General features: G+C 73.4%; 12 protein-coding genes. 5 read left to right on the top strand and 7 right to left on the bottom strand.

Translation table 11 applies throughout. The features are described from left to right. Positions 1-6 precede the first annotated feature (6 nt). From ACFY9S_RS24485 to ACFY9S_RS24470, 4 genes are read left to right on the top strand one after another with little or no spacing between them, the layout of a single operon-like run. Entirely contained in the window at positions 7-1056 is a 1050-nt protein-coding gene (locus ACFY9S_RS24485; protein WP_391131930.1) for an ABC transporter permease subunit, read from the top strand. Further along, positions 1053-1967, top strand: a complete 915-nt coding sequence (locus ACFY9S_RS24480; RefSeq protein ID WP_391131928.1) for an ABC transporter permease subunit — start codon at positions 1053-1055, stop codon at positions 1965-1967. Before ACFY9S_RS24485 ends, ACFY9S_RS24480 begins: the two co-directional genes overlap by 4 nt. Beyond that, positions 1964-3049 carry an oligopeptide/dipeptide ABC transporter ATP-binding protein gene (locus ACFY9S_RS24475; protein ID WP_391131926.1) on the top strand — a complete coding sequence of 362 codons (1086 nt, stop codon included), beginning with the start codon at positions 1964-1966 and terminating at the stop codon, positions 3047-3049. The genes ACFY9S_RS24480 and ACFY9S_RS24475 overlap by 4 nt, the downstream gene beginning before the upstream one ends. Next, the gene (locus tag ACFY9S_RS24470) at positions 3046-4047 is read left to right on the top strand and encodes an oligopeptide/dipeptide ABC transporter ATP-binding protein (RefSeq protein ID WP_391131924.1); all 1002 of its coding nucleotides are present in this window, start codon (positions 3046-3048) and stop codon (positions 4045-4047) included. The genes ACFY9S_RS24475 and ACFY9S_RS24470 overlap by 4 nt, the downstream gene beginning before the upstream one ends. A 25-nt stretch (positions 4048-4072) precedes the next feature. Here the strand turns inward: ACFY9S_RS24470 and ACFY9S_RS24465 are convergent, their stop codons facing one another. Next, a complete protein-coding gene (locus ACFY9S_RS24465) occupies positions 4073-4783 on the bottom strand; it encodes an NAD(P)H-binding protein (RefSeq protein ID WP_391131922.1) in 711 nt (236 codons plus the stop codon). 109 nt (positions 4784-4892) lie between these two features. Here ACFY9S_RS24465 and ACFY9S_RS24460 point away from each other — a divergent pair, with 109 nt between their 5' ends. Continuing rightward, positions 4893-5576: a TetR/AcrR family transcriptional regulator C-terminal domain-containing protein gene (locus ACFY9S_RS24460; protein ID WP_391131921.1), complete on the top strand. Its 684-nt coding sequence runs from the start codon at positions 4893-4895 to the stop codon at positions 5574-5576. A 25-nt stretch (positions 5577-5601) separates the two neighbouring features. Here ACFY9S_RS24460 and ACFY9S_RS24455 read toward each other — a convergent pair whose 3' ends face one another. The 6 genes from ACFY9S_RS24455 to infB all read right to left on the bottom strand — a co-directional run bounded on the left by ACFY9S_RS24455 (position 5602) and on the right by infB (position 15342). Continuing rightward, complete coding sequence (locus ACFY9S_RS24455; protein ID WP_391131919.1) at positions 5602-6558, bottom strand: bifunctional riboflavin kinase/FAD synthetase; 957 nt, start codon at positions 6556-6558, stop codon at positions 5602-5604. Between the two features lie 169 nt (positions 6559-6727). Further along, positions 6728-10135 carry a trypsin-like peptidase domain-containing protein gene (locus tag ACFY9S_RS24450; RefSeq protein WP_391131917.1) on the bottom strand — a complete coding sequence of 1136 codons (3408 nt, stop codon included), beginning with the start codon at positions 10133-10135 and terminating at the stop codon, positions 6728-6730. A 258-nt stretch (positions 10136-10393) separates the two neighbouring features. Beyond that, positions 10394-11299, bottom strand: a complete 906-nt coding sequence (truB, locus tag ACFY9S_RS24445) for a tRNA pseudouridine(55) synthase TruB (RefSeq protein ID WP_391131915.1) — start codon at positions 11297-11299, stop codon at positions 10394-10396. Then, positions 11296-11748: a 30S ribosome-binding factor RbfA gene (gene rbfA / locus ACFY9S_RS24440; protein ID WP_102912767.1), complete on the bottom strand. Its 453-nt coding sequence runs from the start codon at positions 11746-11748 to the stop codon at positions 11296-11298. Before rbfA ends, truB begins: the two co-directional genes overlap by 4 nt. Before the next feature lie 32 nt (positions 11749-11780). Further along, positions 11781-12074: a DUF503 domain-containing protein gene (locus tag ACFY9S_RS24435; protein WP_030853207.1), complete on the bottom strand. Its 294-nt coding sequence runs from the start codon at positions 12072-12074 to the stop codon at positions 11781-11783. 133 nt (positions 12075-12207) lie between these two features. Beyond that, on the bottom strand, positions 12208-15342 hold the full coding sequence (gene infB / locus ACFY9S_RS24430) for a translation initiation factor IF-2 (protein WP_391131913.1): 3135 nt from the start codon (positions 15340-15342) through the stop codon (positions 12208-12210). Between the last annotated feature and the right edge of the window lie 113 nt (positions 15343-15455).

The raw sequence follows: 15455 nt of genomic DNA, 5'->3' as shown, positions 1-15455 counted from the left end.
GTACCCATGACCGCTGACGCGACCCCCGCGCTGGTCGAGGACGAGCAGCGGACGGCGGCCGGGCCCCGGGTGCGCAAGAGCTCCGCGTACCCGCGGTACCTGGCGGGCAAGGTGGCCGGTGCCGCCGTATCGCTGCTGGCCGTCCTCGTGACCAGCTTCTTCCTCTTCCGGCTGATCCCGGGGGACCCGGTGAAGACCATGACGGGCGGCCGTCAGGTGTCGGCGGAGCAGCTGGCCGCCTATCGTGAGGAGTTCGGGCTCGACCTGCCGCTGTGGCGGCAGTTCACGGGCTACTGCGGCAAGGCGCTCACGGGCGACTTCGGGACGTCCTACCAGTTCCGCGCCCCCGTCGTCGACAAGATCACCGAGGCGCTGCCGAACACCCTGCTGCTCACCGGTACCGCCTTCGTCCTCTACACGGCGCTGGGCATCTTCCTCGGCACCCGGTCGGCATGGCGGCACGGCAAGCTCGGCGACCGCTTCAACACGGGCCTCGCGCTGACGCTGTACTCCATCCCGTCCTTCTGGCTGGGACTGTTGCTGATCATCGTGCTGTCGGTGGGCATCGGCCCGCTGCCCGGCATGTTCCCGACCGGCGGCATGGAGTCGGGCGGCGAGGAGGGCTTCGCATACGTGCTCGACGTGGCGCACCATCTGGTGCTGCCGGTGGTGACGCTGGTGGCCGTGGAGTACGGGCAGACGCTGCTGGTCACGCGGTCGGCGCTGCTCGACGAGATGGGCAGCGACTACCTGACGACCGCGCGGGCCAAGGGGCTGCGCGACGACCTCGTCCGCCGTCGGCACGCCGTGCCGAACGCGTTGCTGCCGACCGTGACGCTGATCTTCATCAACCTCGGGCGGACGGTGGCGGGTGTGATCCTCGTGGAGACGGTGTTCTCCTGGCCCGGCCTCGGCGGGCTGTTCTACCAGGCGCTGAGCGTGCCCGATCTGCCGCTCGTGCAGGGGCTCTTCTTCGTGTTCGCCGCCGCGGTGATCCTGATGAACACCCTCGCCGACCTGGTCTATCCGCTGCTGGACCCCCGGGTGGCCCGATGACGACGTCGACCGGCACGGCCACGAGCCCGCGCGCCCTCGCCCGGCAGCGCCGCAGGGCGTCCGTCGCCCGCTTCTGGCGGCAGTACCGCTCCGAACGGGCGGGGCTGTACGGCCTGACCGCGCTCTCGCTGTGCGCGCTGCTGGCGCTGTTCGCACCGCTGTTCGTCGGCTCCGACGTGAGCAGCGTGACGGACGCGCCGGGGCGTCCGATGCAGAGCCCGAGCGCCGCGTTCCCGCTCGGCACCGACCAGTTCGGGCGGGATCTGCTGGGCCTGGTGATCTGGGGCTCGCGGGTGTCGCTGCTGGTCGGGCTGCTCGCCGCCGTGCTGTCGGTGGCGATCGGCACGCTGATCGGGGTGACGGCGGGGCACTTCAAGGGCTGGTACGCGACGGTGATGATGCGGATCACCGACTGGTTCCTGGTCATGCCGACGCTGGTGCTGGCGATCGCCCTGGCGACCGTGATGTCCCGGTCGCTGACCACGACCGTCGTCGCGATCGGCGTCACCACCTGGCCGACCACGGCCCGGCTGGTGCGCGCCCAGACCCTCGCCGTGGAGACCCGGCCGTACATCGAGCGGGCGCAGGCGCTGGGCGGCGGCCACGGGCACGTCATGTCCCGGCACGTCCTGCCCAACGTGATGCCGCTGGTCCTGGCCCAGACGACCCTGATCATCTCCTCGGCCATCCTCGCCGAGGCGACCCTCGCCTTCCTCGGCCTCGGCGACCCCACGGTCGTGTCGTGGGGCGGGCTCCTCCAGGACGCGCGGGAGGCGGGCGCGGTCAGTGCCGGGGACTGGTGGTACCTGGTGCCGCCGGGCATCGCCATCGCCGTGGTGGCGCTGGCGTTCACGCTGTGCGGGCGGGCCGTGGAGTCCGTCCTGAACCCCAGGCTGGGGGTGTCGCGTTGAGTCTGCTCGACGTCAGGAACCTGACCGTGACGTACGCGGGCGGGGCGGCCGCCGTGCGCGGGGTCGATCTGCGCCTGGAGGCGGGCCGGAAGCTCGGCCTCGCCGGCGAATCGGGCTGCGGCAAGTCGACGCTGGCGCTGGCCCTGCTGCGGCTGCTGCCGGCGGGCGCGCGGATCACCGGGGAGGTGCTCCTCGACGGCGAGGACGTGCTGGCCATGAAGTGGGGCCGGGTCCGGGCGGTCCGCTGGGCCGGGGCCTCCGTCGTCTTCCAGGGCGCGATGCACTCCCTCAACGCCGTGCACCGCATCGGCGACCAGATCGCCGAGCCGATCGTGCTGCACCGGAAGGCCACCGCGGCCGGTGCGAAGAAGAAGGCCGGTGAACTGCTGGAGCAGGTCGGTCTCCCGGCGGCCCGTGCCGGCGCCTACCCGCACGAGCTGTCCGGCGGCCAGCGCCAGCGCGTCATGATCGCCATGGCCCTGGCCTGCGATCCCCGGCTGATCATCGCGGACGAGCCGACGACCGCACTCGACGTGATGATCCAGGCCCAGATCCTCCGGCTCATCGAGCAGCTCGTCGCGGACCAGGACCTCGGCCTGATCATGATCAGCCATGACCTGGCGGTCCTCGCCGACACCTGCGACCGGCTCGCGGTGATGTACGCGGGCCGGGTGGTCGAGGAGGGGCCGGCTCAGCAGGTCTACGAGGACGCCCGGCACCCGTACGCCCGGTCCCTGTCGGCCGCGTTTCCGCGCATCGGCGACCCGGCGTCCCGGTTCGCCCCGCAGGGGCTGGCGGGCGACCCGCCGGACCCGGCGGCGTTGCCGTCCGGCTGCACGTTCCATCCCCGGTGTCCGGTGGCGCTGGAGTCGTGTGCCGAGCAGGACCCGGCGCTGCGCGCTGCGGGGCCGGAGCGCCGGGCGGCGTGTGTGCTGGTCGGGCCGCCGGGAGACAGGGCCCGTGAGGAGCGGGCGACGGCGGCACCCGCAACCGGCGAGGCAGTCCGGGAACCGGTGACCCGCGGTGAGGGCTCGGCCGGGGAACCGGAAGCCCTGGAGGAAGCGAGGCCCAGCACGCCATGACCATCTCCCCCACGTCCCCCGAGGTCACCACGGCCCCACTGCTCAGCGCCCAGGGCCTCCACGTCACCTTCCCCGGACGGCACGGCGGCCCCCGGGCCCGCGCGGTGGACGGGGTCGGCCTCGACATCCGTCCGGGCGAGATCGTCGCGCTGGTCGGCGAGTCCGGCTGCGGCAAGACGACCCTGGCCCGCAGCCTGCTCGGTCTGGTCGAGCCGACGGCCGGCCGGGTCACCTTCGACGGCCGCCCCCTGGACTACTCCGGCCGGTCCCTGAAGGCCTACCGCAAACGCGTCCAGCTGGTCCTCCAGGACCCGAGCGGCTCGCTCAACCCCCGGCACACGGTGTACGACGCGGTCGCCGAGGGACTGCGCATCCACCGCTACGGCGGCGACGAACGCACGGCGGTCGCCGAGGCCCTGTCCCGGGCGGGGCTACGGCCCCCGGAGCGCTTCTTCCTGCGTTACCCGCACGAACTGTCCGGCGGGCAGCGCCAGCGCGTCGTCATCGCGGGCGCGCTCGTCCTGGAGCCCGAACTCCTCGTCGCCGACGAGCCGGTGGCGTCCCTCGACGCCTCGGTACGCGGCGAGATCCTCGCCCTGCTGCTCCGGCTGCGCACCGAGCTGGGCCTGTCCGCCCTGGTCGTCACGCACGACCTGGGTCTGGCGTGGAACATCGCCGACCGGGTCGCCGTGATGTACCTGGGCCGGATCGTGGAGACGGGGGCGGTGGAGCAGGTGCTGACGGCCCCCCGGCACCCGTACACCCAGGCACTGCTGTCCGTCCTCCCCGAGGCCCCGGGCGCCCCGGTGGTCCTCACGGGCGAGCCCCCGGATCCCTCCCGCGTCCCGTCGGGCTGCCGCTTCCACGCCCGCTGCCAGATCCTCGCGGGCGGCGAGGCGGAACGGGCGGGTGTCGCGGACGCGTGCCGCACCCAGGATCCGGAGATCCTCGACGGCGGCGGCACGGCCCAGGTGGCATGCCACTGGGCGACGCGCTGAAGGCGAAGCCGGGCGGACAGCCCGGCTAGTGCTGTGGCCCCCCGGCGTGGGCGAGGGCGCTGGGGGTCCGGCAGCCGACGATCGCCGGGGCCTCCTGGACGAGCGTGTCGTCGGTGAGGGCGTGCACCATGAACAGGGCGAAGTCCACCCGCCGCGTCAGGTTGCCGGCCAGTACCGGGTCGCCCACGTGCCGGCTCCACACGGGCAGGCCCTGGCTCTCGCCCTCCTCCAGGGAGCTGCCGCGCACCACGGTCCACCGGGTGTCGCTGGCGAACACCCGTCGGCACGCCTCGACCTGGTCGTCGAGTTCGACGGCGCGGACGAGCTTGGCCAGCACGGTGGCGATCCGTACGCCCAGGACGAACAGCCGTGAGTACCTGTCCTTGCCGTCGCGGGTGATGTGCCAGCCGCAGGAGAAGACCAGGCGCGCGCCCGGCCGTGCGTGGTCGAGCACCGCCTGCGCCGTGCCCGACGCGTACTGCCGTACACCCCACGGCACCAGCACCGTCAGCACCCCGTCGCACCCGGCGACCGCCCGCCGGATCACCTCCGGGTCGTTCGTGTCTCCGGGGACGACGGTGATCCGGCCTTCGAACGCGGCCAGCTTCGGCACGCTGCGTTCCCGGCACACCCCGACCACTTCGTAGCCGCGCTCCAGCGCGTGCCCGACCATGTACTGCCCGAGCTTCCCCGAAGCCCCGATGACGCAGACCTTCTTCACGCGTTCCGTGTCCATGGCGCAGCCCCCTTCGCCGGGATGCCTACCTTATGTTGTAAGGCAAGCTAGCCTTATGCCGTAAGGCGGTCAAGGGAAGCGCACGGCGAAAAGCGAGCAGGAGGGCCGGATGGGTGCGGGGAAGAAGGGCCGGCGGGGGGCGTCGGAGCGCACTCCGCTCAGTCGCGAGCGCGTGATCCGCACAGCGGTGGCGGTGGCGGACGAGAAGGGGGCGAACGCGCTCACCATGCGGGCCATCGCCGAACCACTCGGCGTCGAGGCGATGTCGCTCTACCACCACGTCGCGGGCCGGGAAGACATCCTCGACGGCATGGTGGACGCGGTGTTCGACGAGATCGACCTACCGCCGCGCGACACGGACTGGAAGAGTGCCCTGCGCCACCGCGCGGACTCCGCCCGTGCCGTACTGCGGCGCCACCCCTGGGCCGTCGGCCTCATGGACTCCCGCTCCCAGCCCGGCCCGGCGACCCTGCGCCATCACGACGCCGTCATCGGAACGCTGCGCGCCGGAGGATTCTCCGTCCCCATGGCGGCGCACGCCGTCTCGCTGATCGACAGCTATCTGTACGGGTTCGTGCTCCAGGAGCTGAGCCTGCCGTTCAGAGGCGCCGCCGAGCTGGACGAGGTGGCGGGCGCCATCGTGCGCGACATGCCCGCCGACACCTACCCCCACCTCACCGAACTGGCCACCGAGCACGTCCTCAAGCCCGGCTACGACTACGCCGACGAGTTCGCCTTCGGTCTCACCCTCATCCTCGACGCCCTCCACCCGGACGAGGCCGCGAGCGCGTAGCGAGTCGGCGGCGGTGCCAGGGAGGTCAGGCGGACCGCTCGGCCGCCGCCACCAGTTCCCGGCAGCGCTTGACGTCCTCGGCCATCTGCTCCAGCAGCGCGTCCAGCGTGTCGAACCTGGCCTGCCCCCGCACGAACGACAGGAAGTCGACGGCGACATGGAGGCCGTACAGATCGAGCCCCACCCGGTCGATGGCGTAAGCCTCCACCGTGCGCTCGGTTCCCTCGAACTGCGGATTGGTCCCCACGGAGATCGCGGCCGGCATCGCCTCGCCCTGAGCGTGCAGCCAGCCGGCGTACACACCGTCGGCCGGGATGGCCGTGTGCGGCAGCGTCTCGACGTTGGCCGTGGGGAAGCCCATTTCGCGCCCCCGCTGGGCGCCCCGGACGACGACGCCCTCCACCCGGTGCGGCCGGCCCAGGATCTCCGCCGCGCCCTCGACGTCTCCCCCGGCGACCAGCCGCCGCGTCAGCGTGGAGGAGAACGGCTCGCCGCCGCCCGCCGCACCGGTCACGTACAGGTCGACGACCTCGACCTCGAAGTCGTAGGTCTTGCCCTGCGTGGACAGGAACTCCACGTTCCCGGCGGCCTTGTGACCGAAGCGGAAGTTGGGGCCCTCGACGACCGCCTTGGCGTGCAGCTTGTCGACCAGGACCTTGGCGACGAAGTCGGCCGGGGACAGCTTCGAGAACTCGGTCGTGAAGGGGAGGATGAGCACCGCGTCCACGCCCAGGCCGGCCATGAGTTCGGCGCGGCGGTGGTGCGGGGCGAGCAGCGGCGGGTGGCTGCCGGGGCGTACGACCTCGCTGGGGTGCGGGTCGAAGGTGACGACGACGGCGGGCACGCCCAGCTCCCGGGCGCGGTCCACGGCATGCCGGATGATCAGCTGGTGCCCGCGGTGCACTCCGTCGTAGGAGCCGATGGTGACGACGCTGCGCCCCCAGTCCTGGGGGATGTCCTCCAAGCCACGCCAGCGCTGCACTGTGCCTGCTCCTTGTCGAAAGCTCGTCGAACCCGTGTCCGGTCGTTGTCCCTGGTTGCCTCGTGCGCAGGACTAAGGGTGCCATGCCGGGTGCCCGCTGCCCGCATCGGCATGGGGGCTGTGACAGGGCGCACGACACCGTACGGCGGCCCGGCGACCGGGAGCCCGCTCACGCGGGGACGCCCGCACCCGCCAGGTTCTCGATCATCCGGTGCGAACTCGGCCCGACCAGCGCCGCCCACTCCTCGGGCGCCTCGGCCAGCCAGGCGGCCGCGCGGGCGGCGAAGCCGGGCACGTGCCGACCGAGGTCGACCAGGGCGCGGTCGAAACGGGTGGCGCCCTCCGGGGTGCGCACGAGGAGCAGTCCGATGCGGCGGACGAGGTCGCGCAGGTCGTCCCCGCCGTTGCGGGCGGCGGCGTGCAGGAGCGCGTCCAGGACGTCGGTGTCGTGCTCGCGGGCCAGGAGCGCGTCGCGCAGTTCACTGCGCAGCGGACGCGAGGCGGGGATGCCGGGCGGGGCGAGAGCGGCGGCCAGGGCGCAGCGCAGCCGCACCGGGCCGTCCTCCAGCAGGCCCGTGACCAGCGGCAGGAGCACGGGCCGGGCGGCCGGGCCCCGGTCGAGCCGCTGGTCGGCGTACGCGGCCGTCTGCCCGGCGAGTTCCGGCCGCAGCTCAGCCGCCCGGCACACCAGCGCGGCGACCCGCCGGGCCAGTCCGGGCGGAGCGGCGTCGGCGAGGGCCCGCAGGGCCTCCTCCGCGTCCGGCCGCTCCAGCCGGGCCGCGAAGGCCGCGAGGACCGGCTCTGGGTCGGTCAGGAGGGCACCGGCGAGCGCGTCCGGCGAGAACCGCGGGTCCCCCGCCGCGAAGTGCTCCAGTGCCCGGGGGAGGTAGCGGGCCCGGGTGTGCGGGTCCTGGACGAGGAGGGCGAGCGCGCCGCCGTGCAGGTCACGGTCGGCGGGACGGGCGAGCAGGGTGAGGGCCGCGTAGCGCAGGAGGGCGCGGTCGCCTCCGGTGCTCACGTGCGGCGCGACGCGCAGTCCGTGCACCACCGCGGCGCTCCGCCGCGCGGGCCGCTCGTCGCGCGCCCACCGGTCGACGGCCCGGCACACCGCCGACGGCTCCTCCTCGGCCAGCACCGCGAGCAGTTCGTCGGCCCGCCGGTGCGCACGGTCGACGAGCACGTCGGTCAGACCGTCCAGGGCGCCGAGGCGGTGGGTGTGCAGCAGCGCCTGCGCGGCCGTGGCCACGGTCGCGTGCGGGGTGGCGGGCAACGGCTGCTCGTCGTCGAACCAGCGGGCGAGCCGCGGTTGCACGGCGGCGGGGTCGGCGGCGAGGAGTCCGGCGACGGCGTCCAGGAAGCGGGGGCCGGCCTCGCACGGCGGCCCGTCGGCGTGGACCAGCCGCCGCAGCAGGGCGCAGCGTGCCTCCTCCGGGAGCCGTAGGCCGGTCCAGAAGGCGGGCCCGACCTCCTCGGGCACGGGCCGCTCCTGCCGCCTCCAGGCCACGATCCGGTCGGCGAGCAGCCGCAGCGCCTCTGTGTACGGCGCCGCGTCGGGCAGGGCCGACAGCGTCCCGGCGAGGAGCCGGACGGCCCACCAGGAGCGTGGATCGGCGTCCAGGGCGTGCACCAGGTCGGCCAGGCGGGAGGCCAGCCGAACCGGGCCGTGCTGGCGGCCGAGGCAGAGCAGGGCCTGGACGACCGGACCGATGCGGTGGTGCGGCACCGGGTCGGACTGGGCGTCTTCGCCGCGGTGGACGAGGGCGTGCAGGGCTTCGTCGAGGTCGAGGTGCATGCCCTGGAGCCAGTCGGCGAGCCCTTCGTGCGCGAAGCGGTAGCCGGGTCCGGCGGGCACCAGCAGGCCCTCTGCGAGCACGGCCGACGCCCAGCCGCTGCCGCCGCCGAGCCGTTCCGGAGCGGTCCCCCACGGGAACACCGCCGCGAACGCCTCCGGGTCCAGGTCCCCCGGCCCCGGTCCGAGACTGCGCCGGGCGGCCTCGTGCACCTGCCCGGCGACCTTCGCGGCCAGGCGGCGTACGGCGGTGCCGTGCAGGCCGTCGCCCGCCGCCAGGCGCTGGGCGATCCGCAGGGACATCAGGTCGAGGTAGGCCGCGAAGACGTCGTTCCGGTCGGCCTCGAACGCCTCGGGGGCCTCGGGGGCCTCGGTGAGGGCCGCCCGGACCTCGGCGAGCAGACCGAGGGTGAGGGGATGCCGGGCGTCGGCCGGGGCGAGGTCGCGACCGGCGATGCCGTGGCTCCGGCACATCTCCCGCGCCTCGCTCTCGGTGAGGTCGCCGAGACCCACGCACGGCTCCGCCGGGAAGGACGCGGCCTCCCAGTACTCCGCCCGGCACGCCACCACCAGTTTGGCTCCCGTCTCCCGCAGCCACCGCGTGGTCCGGTCCGTCCAGTCGGTCAGACGGCGGGCGAGAGCCGGCGGCATCTCCTCGGGGGCGTCGAGCAGGAGCAGCAGCGGGCGGCCCGCGGACCGGGCGAGGTGGGCCAGGCGTTCGGGCGTGATGTCGCCCGGGCCGGCCGGAGCGGAGGGGGCCACGGCGGGGGCGGCCCGGTCCAGCGCCCGGCGCGCCGCGTCCGCCACCGACCCGTCGCCGTCCCGCAGTTCACAGCCGCGCAGCCAGAGCGTGGGCCGCCCGTCTCGTCGGCGCCGCTCGGCGAGCGCCGCGAGTTCCGTCGTACGGCCGCTGCCCGGGGGGCCGACGAGGCCGAGCACGGCCGCCGGGCCGTCTGTGAACGCGGTGAACCCGGCTGCCACGGCCGCCCGTTCGACCGGTTGCGGGACACCGGTGCCGCCGGGCGGGCCCGCCAGTGCCACCGAGGCGGCGGTGAGGTCCAGCACCCCGGCCGGGTTGAGGTCCGCGCCGTACGCGGGAACCGTCGCCGCGTTCTCGGCGAGCACGTGGGCCAGTGGCTGCGGGGCACCGGGGAGCCGGGAATGCAGCGGTACGGCGAACCCGACATCGCGGTGATCGGAGCTGAGGGCGGTGCCCAGCACCCCGACCACGGCACCGGTCCCGGCGTCGAGCACGGGGCCGCCGGCCGCTCCGCCGCCCAGCCGCAGCGCGTCCCGTCCTGCGGTGCCGACCGCCAGTTCCAGTGCGTCGAGGCGGTGGCAGCGGTCCGTGGCCGCGTACGTCACGGCGGTCGCGCCCAGCAGCCGTGCCTCGCGCCAGCCGCCGGCGGCGATCCGCACATAGGTGCCGGTTCCGGCTTCCTCCCGCACGGTGACGGGCAGCGGCCGCAGGCCGAGCCCCTCGGTCCGCACGAGGGCCAGGTCCAGTGCGGGCAGCGGGGTGACCGCGTCGGCGGACACGACCCGGCGGCGGTCCCCGGCGCCGTACAGGACGAGCCGGGGCAGGCCGTCGACGGCCTCGTGGCTGGTGATCAGCGTGCCGTGGTGGTCGGCCAGGAAGCCGGTGCCGCGCGGGCGGCCGGCCAGGTCGTGGATGCGGACGAGGGCGTCACCGGGATCCGCCCCGTCCTCGTGCCGTGCTGGTCCGGAGACGTCCGGGGAGCCTTGTGGGCCGTCGTCCGTCTCCCGGGACCGGTTCCGCGACGCCATCGTCGAGCCTCCCCGCCGTACACCCGTGCCCTTGTGTTCGACAGTAGGGGCGGGATGATCAGCGGGACAGATCGCTCCGTGAAAGCGCCCCCCTCCGCTCCCCCGGTTCACTCCGAGCGCCTGCACGAACGGGTGAAGGAACGGGGACGGCTGGATACACCTAGGGGTGGGGGAACCGAGGGGGACCGTGGAGCGGCGGCAGTGGAGGTACCCCGTGGCTGCCGCTCCACGGGCGGACACCGGCCCCGGGTTCCTCCGTCAGGCGAAGACGGCCAGGCTCTTGGCCTTGCCCCGGTGCTCCTCGACGAGCGCGAGGAAGCGGCCCTCCGGGTCGAAGACGGCGACCGGGCCGGCGCCCCCGTACGTCTCGGGCATCTCCAGCCGCACGCCGTTGGTGAGCAGCTTGGCCCGCCGGGCGTCGACGTCCCAGCGGGGGAACGCGGAGGTGGCGGCCTCGGCGATCGGCATCACGGTCAGCTCCTGCTGGAGCTGGTCGAGGGTGCGGGCCGCGTCCAGCTTGTAGGGGCCGACGCGGGTGCGGCGCAGGGCGGTGAGGTGACCGCCGACGCCCAGACCGGCGCCCAGGTCGCGGGCCAGGGCCCGGATGTAGGTGCCGGAGGAGCAGACGACCGAGACGACCAGGTCGAGTACGGCCGTGCCGTCGTCGGCGACGGCGTCCCGGACGTCGTACACGCCGAAGGAGGAGACCGTCACGGGCCGGGCCGGAATCTCGAACTCCTCGCCCTCACGGGCCCGCTTGTACGACCGCACGCCGTTGATCTTGATGGCGCTGACCTTGGACGGCACCTGCATGATGTCGCCGGTCAGCTCGGCGATGCCGGCGTCGATCGCGTCCCGGGTGACCTTGGAGGCGTCGGCACAGGAGGTGATGTCCCCCTCGGCGTCGTCCGTGAGGGTGTTCTGTCCGAGCCGGATGGTGCCCAGGTACTCCTTCTCGGTCAGCGCGAGGTGGCCGAGGAGCTTGGTGGCCTTCTCGACGCCGAGGACGAGAACGCCCGTCGCCATGGGGTCGAGGGTGCCGGCGTGCCCGACGCGTCGCGTTCTGGCGATGCCGCGCATCTTGGCGACGACGTCGTGCGAAGTGAAGCCCGACGGCTTGTCGACGATGACAAGGCCGTCGGGCGTGGTGTGCTTCTGGGTCATTCGGCGCTGTCGTCCGTCTCGTCGTCCTCGTCGGGCTTGCGGTACGGGTCGGCGTCGCCGGCGTACTTCGCGCCCGCGGACGCCTCACGCACCTTCTCGTCGGACATGCGCGCCTTGTCGAGGAGGTCCTCGATGGCACGGGCGTTGTCCGGGAGGGCGTCCATGACGAAGGCCAGGGTCGGCGTGAACTTCACACCGGCGGCGCGGCCCACCTCGGAGCGCAGGATGCCCTTGGCGCTCTCCAGGCCGGCGGCGGCCGCCGCGCGCTCCTCGTCGTCCCCGTACACCGTGTAGAAGACGGTCGCCTCCCTGAGGTCGCCCGTGACCCGGGTGTCCGTGATGGTGACGTGCGAGCCCAGCCGCGGGTCCTTGATCCCGCGCTGCAGCTTCTGGGCCACCACCTCTCGGATGAGGTCCGCCAGCCTCTTAGCCCGCGCGTTGTCGGCCACTGGTCCGTCTCCTTAAGTGCTTACTTGTTGCTTCAGTCTTCGTCGCTGTGGAGCCTGCGTCGAACCGAGAGCAGTTCGACTTCGGGCCGCCCGGCGACGAGCCGCTCACAGCGGTCCAGGACGTCGGTGAGGTGTCCCGTCTCCCCTGAGACCACCGCGAGCCCGATCTCTGCCCTGCGGTGGAGGTCCTGATTGCCCGTCTCGGCCGCGCTCACCCCGTACTTGCGCTGGAGTTCTGCCACGATCGGACGGACGAGAGAGCGTTTCTCCTTGAGCGAGTGGACGTCGCCGAGGAGCAGGTCGAAGGACAGAGTCCCCACGTACATGTGTGTATCCGGATGTCCCGCCGGTTCGGGGTACGGGCGCCACGCTTCGACGCCGATACGGGAACCGTACACGCAACGGCCGGGGCCGATCGACGGAATAAACCCCGCCGATCGGCCCCGATCGTGACTCAGGTCAGACGCGCGGCTTCTCGCGCATCTCGTACGTCGCGATGACGTCGTCGACCTTGATGTCGTTGAAGTTGCCGAGGTTGATACCGCCCTCGAACCCTTCGCGGATCTCGGTGACGTCGTCCTTGAAGCGACGCAGGCCCTCGATGTTGAGGCTCTCCGCGATCACCTTGCCGTCGCGGATGAGGCGCGCCTTGGTGTTGCGCTTGACCTCGCCGGAGCGGATGAGAACACCCGCGATGTTGCCCAGCTTGGACGACTTGAAGACCTCGCGGATCTCCGCCGTGCCGAGCTCGACCTCTTCGTACTCCGGCTTGAGCATGCCCTTGAGGGCCGCCTCGATCTCCTCGATCGCCTGGTAGATGACCGAGTAGTACCGGACGTCGACACCCTCGCGCTCGGCCATCTGCTGCGCACGCCCGGCGGCGCGCACGTTGAAGCCGATGACGATGGCGTCGGAGCCCATGGCCAGGTCGATGTCGGACTCCGTGACCGCACCGACGCCGCGGTGCAGGACCCGGATGTCGACCTCTTCGCCGACGTCCAGCTGGAGCAGCGAGGACTCGAGGGCCTCGACCGATCCGGAAGCGTCACCCTTGATGATCAGGTTCAGCTGCTGGACCTCGCCGGCCTTCAGCACCTTGTCCAGGTCCTCCAGCGACACGCGGCGCGTGCGCTTGGCGAACGCGGCGTTCCGCTCGCGGGCGGCGCGCTTCTCGGCGATCTGACGGGCCGTACGGTCCTCGTCGACCACCAGGAAGTTGTCGCCCGCACCCGGGACGTTGGTCAGGCCCAGGACCTGGACCGGCGTCGACGGGCCGGCCTCGGCCACGCTGTTGCCGTTGTCGTCGTGCATCGCCCGGACTCGGCCGTACGCGTCGCCGACCACCATGGTGTCGCCGACCCGGAGGGTGCCGCGCTGGACGAGGACCGTCGACACGGCACCGCGGCCGCGGTCGAGACGGGACTCGATCGAGATGCCCTGCGCGTCCTGGTGCGGGTTGGCCCGCAGGTCGAGCGAGGCGTCGGCCGTGAGGACCACGGCCTCCAGCAGGGAGTCGATGTGCAGACCCTGCTTGGCGGAGATGTCGACGAACATGGTGTCGCCGCCGTACTCCTCGGCCACCAGGCCGTATTCGGTCAGCTGACCGCGCACCTTGGTCGGGTCGGCGCCCTCGACGTCGATCTTGTTGACCGCGACGACGATCGGGACCTCGGCCGCCTTGGCGTGGTTGAGCGCCTCGACCGTCTGCGGCATGACGCCGTCGTTGGCCGCGACGACCAGGATCGCGATGTCCGTCGAGCGCGCACCACGGGCACGCATGGCGGTGAACGCCTCGTGACCCGGGGTGTCGATGAAGGTGATCTTGCGCTCTTCTTCGTTGACCTCGGTCGCGACCTGGTAGGCACCGATGTGCTGGGTGATGCCGCCGGCCTCGCCCGCGATGACGTTCGTCTTGCGGATGGCGTCGAGGAGCCGGGTCTTACCGTGGTCGACGTGACCCATGACGGTGACGACGGGCGGGCGGACCATCAGGTCCTCCTCGTCGCCCTCGTCCTCGCCGAACTCGATGTCGAAGGACTCGAGGAGCTCGCGGTCCTCCTCCTCGGGGCTGACGATCTGAACCGTGTAGTTCATCTCGCCGGCGAGGAGGTGCAGCGTCTCGTCGGACACGGACTGCGTGGCCGTGACCATTTCGCCGAGGTTCATCATGACCGCGACGAGCGACGCCGGGTTGGCGTTGATCTTCTCCGCGAAGTCGGTGAGCGAGGCACCGCGCGACAGGCGAACGGTCTCGCCGTTGCCGCGAGGCAGCATCACACCGCCGACCGACGGGGCCTGCATGGCCTCGTACTCCTGGCGCCTCTGCCGCTTCGACTTGCGGCCACGACGCGCGGGACCACCGGGACGACCGAAGGCACCCTGCGTGCCACCACGGCCACCGGGACCACCGGGACGGCCACCGAAGCCGGGACGGCCACCGCCGCCGGGACCACCGGGACGACCGGCGAAACCGCCGCCACCGCCACCGGGACCACCGGGACGACCGGCGAAACCGCCACCGCCGCCACCGGGACGGCCGGCGAAGCCGCCGCCACCCGGACGACCGCCGCCGCCACCACCGGGACGACCGCCGCCACCGGGACCGCGGCCGCCGGGGCCACCGCCGCCGGGACGCGGGCCGGCAGCAGGACGCTGCGGCATCATGCCGGGGTTGGGACGCGGACCACCGGGACCGCCGCCGGGACGCGGGCCGCCGCCCTGCGGGCGGGGCATGCCGCCCGGAGTCGGACGCGCGCCGCCCGGAGCCTGCGGACGAGGACCGCCGCCGGCGCCCTGCGGACGGGGGCCGCCCTGGCCCTGGCCCTGCGGACGCGGGGCGCCACCGGGCGCACCGGGGCCGCCGGGACGCGGGGCACCGCCCGGACGGGGCGCCTGCGGGCGCGCCATGCCGGTGGAGCCACCAGAGGTGAACGGGTTGTTGCCCGGGCGGGGGCCCGCCGGACGGGCACCCGGACGCGGGGCGCCGCCACCCTGGCGCGGAGCGCCGGGACGGTCGCCACGGTCACCGCGGCCCTGGCCTCCCTGGCCGGAACCGCCCTGACGCGGAGCACCCGGACGCGCCTGGCCGGCCGGACGCGGGGCGCCCGGACGCGGGCCGGAGCCCTGGCCGCCCTGGCCGCCCTGGCCGCCCTGGCCCTGAGAGGCGGCCGGTGCGGCGGGAGCCGCCGGGGGTGCCGTGAACTCGGGCGTGGTCGGAGCCGGGGACGCCGGGGCGGGCCGCGGCGCGGGCTTCGGGCCCGGGGTGGGACGGGGGCCGGGAGAGGCGGGCGCGGCCGGAGCCGCGGGCTTCTCTTCGGCGGCCGGCTTGGGGGCCGGCGGGCGCGGGGCGGCCGGACGGGCCGCCTGCGCCGGAGAGGGGGCGCCCGGCTTCGCCGGGGCAGCCTTGCGGGCAGGGGCGGACTTGCCGCCTCCGCTGCCCTGCTGGAGGGCGTCCGTCAGCTTGCGTACAACAGGCGCTTCGATCGTCGAAGACGCCGAACGGACGAATTCACCGAGTTCCTGGAGCTTGGCCATGACGACCTTGCTCTCGACGCCGAACTCCTTGGCGAGTTCGTAGACCCGGACCTTAGCCACTTCGCTCCTTTGAGGTCCGGGTTGCGTCCGGACCGTCGCTAGTTCATGGGCGTACTCATCGCGTACTCATCGAGTGCTCATCGCAATCTCGACCTGCTTTCGACTCGCGAGGT

The sequence above is a fragment of the Streptomyces sp. NPDC012474 genome (assembly GCF_042955185.1).
GTDB classification, from domain to species: Bacteria; Actinomycetota; Actinomycetes; order Streptomycetales; family Streptomycetaceae; genus Streptomyces; species Streptomyces cahuitamycinicus.
The sequence above is the reverse complement of the archived record's forward strand: the minus strand, read 5'-3'. Positions and strand labels throughout refer to the sequence as shown.

Coding starts and splice junctions, on each gene's coding strand:
- ACFY9S_RS24485 (WP_391131930.1), top strand. CDS start 7: ATGACCGCTGACGCGACCCCCGCGCTGGTCGAGGACGAGCAGCGGACG.
- ACFY9S_RS24480 (WP_391131928.1), top strand. CDS start 1,053: ATGACGACGTCGACCGGCACGGCCACGAGCCCGCGCGCCCTCGCCCGG.
- ACFY9S_RS24470 (WP_391131924.1), top strand. CDS start 3,046: ATGACCATCTCCCCCACGTCCCCCGAGGTCACCACGGCCCCACTGCTC.
- ACFY9S_RS24465 (WP_391131922.1), bottom strand. CDS start 4,783: ATGGACACGGAACGCGTGAAGAAGGTCTGCGTCATCGGGGCTTCGGGG.
- ACFY9S_RS24460 (WP_391131921.1), top strand. CDS start 4,893: ATGGGTGCGGGGAAGAAGGGCCGGCGGGGGGCGTCGGAGCGCACTCCG.
- ACFY9S_RS24450 (WP_391131917.1), bottom strand. CDS start 10,135: ATGGCGTCGCGGAACCGGTCCCGGGAGACGGACGACGGCCCACAAGGC.
- truB (WP_391131915.1), bottom strand. CDS start 11,299: ATGACCCAGAAGCACACCACGCCCGACGGCCTTGTCATCGTCGACAAG.
- ACFY9S_RS24435 (WP_030853207.1), bottom strand. CDS start 12,074: ATGTACGTGGGGACTCTGTCCTTCGACCTGCTCCTCGGCGACGTCCAC.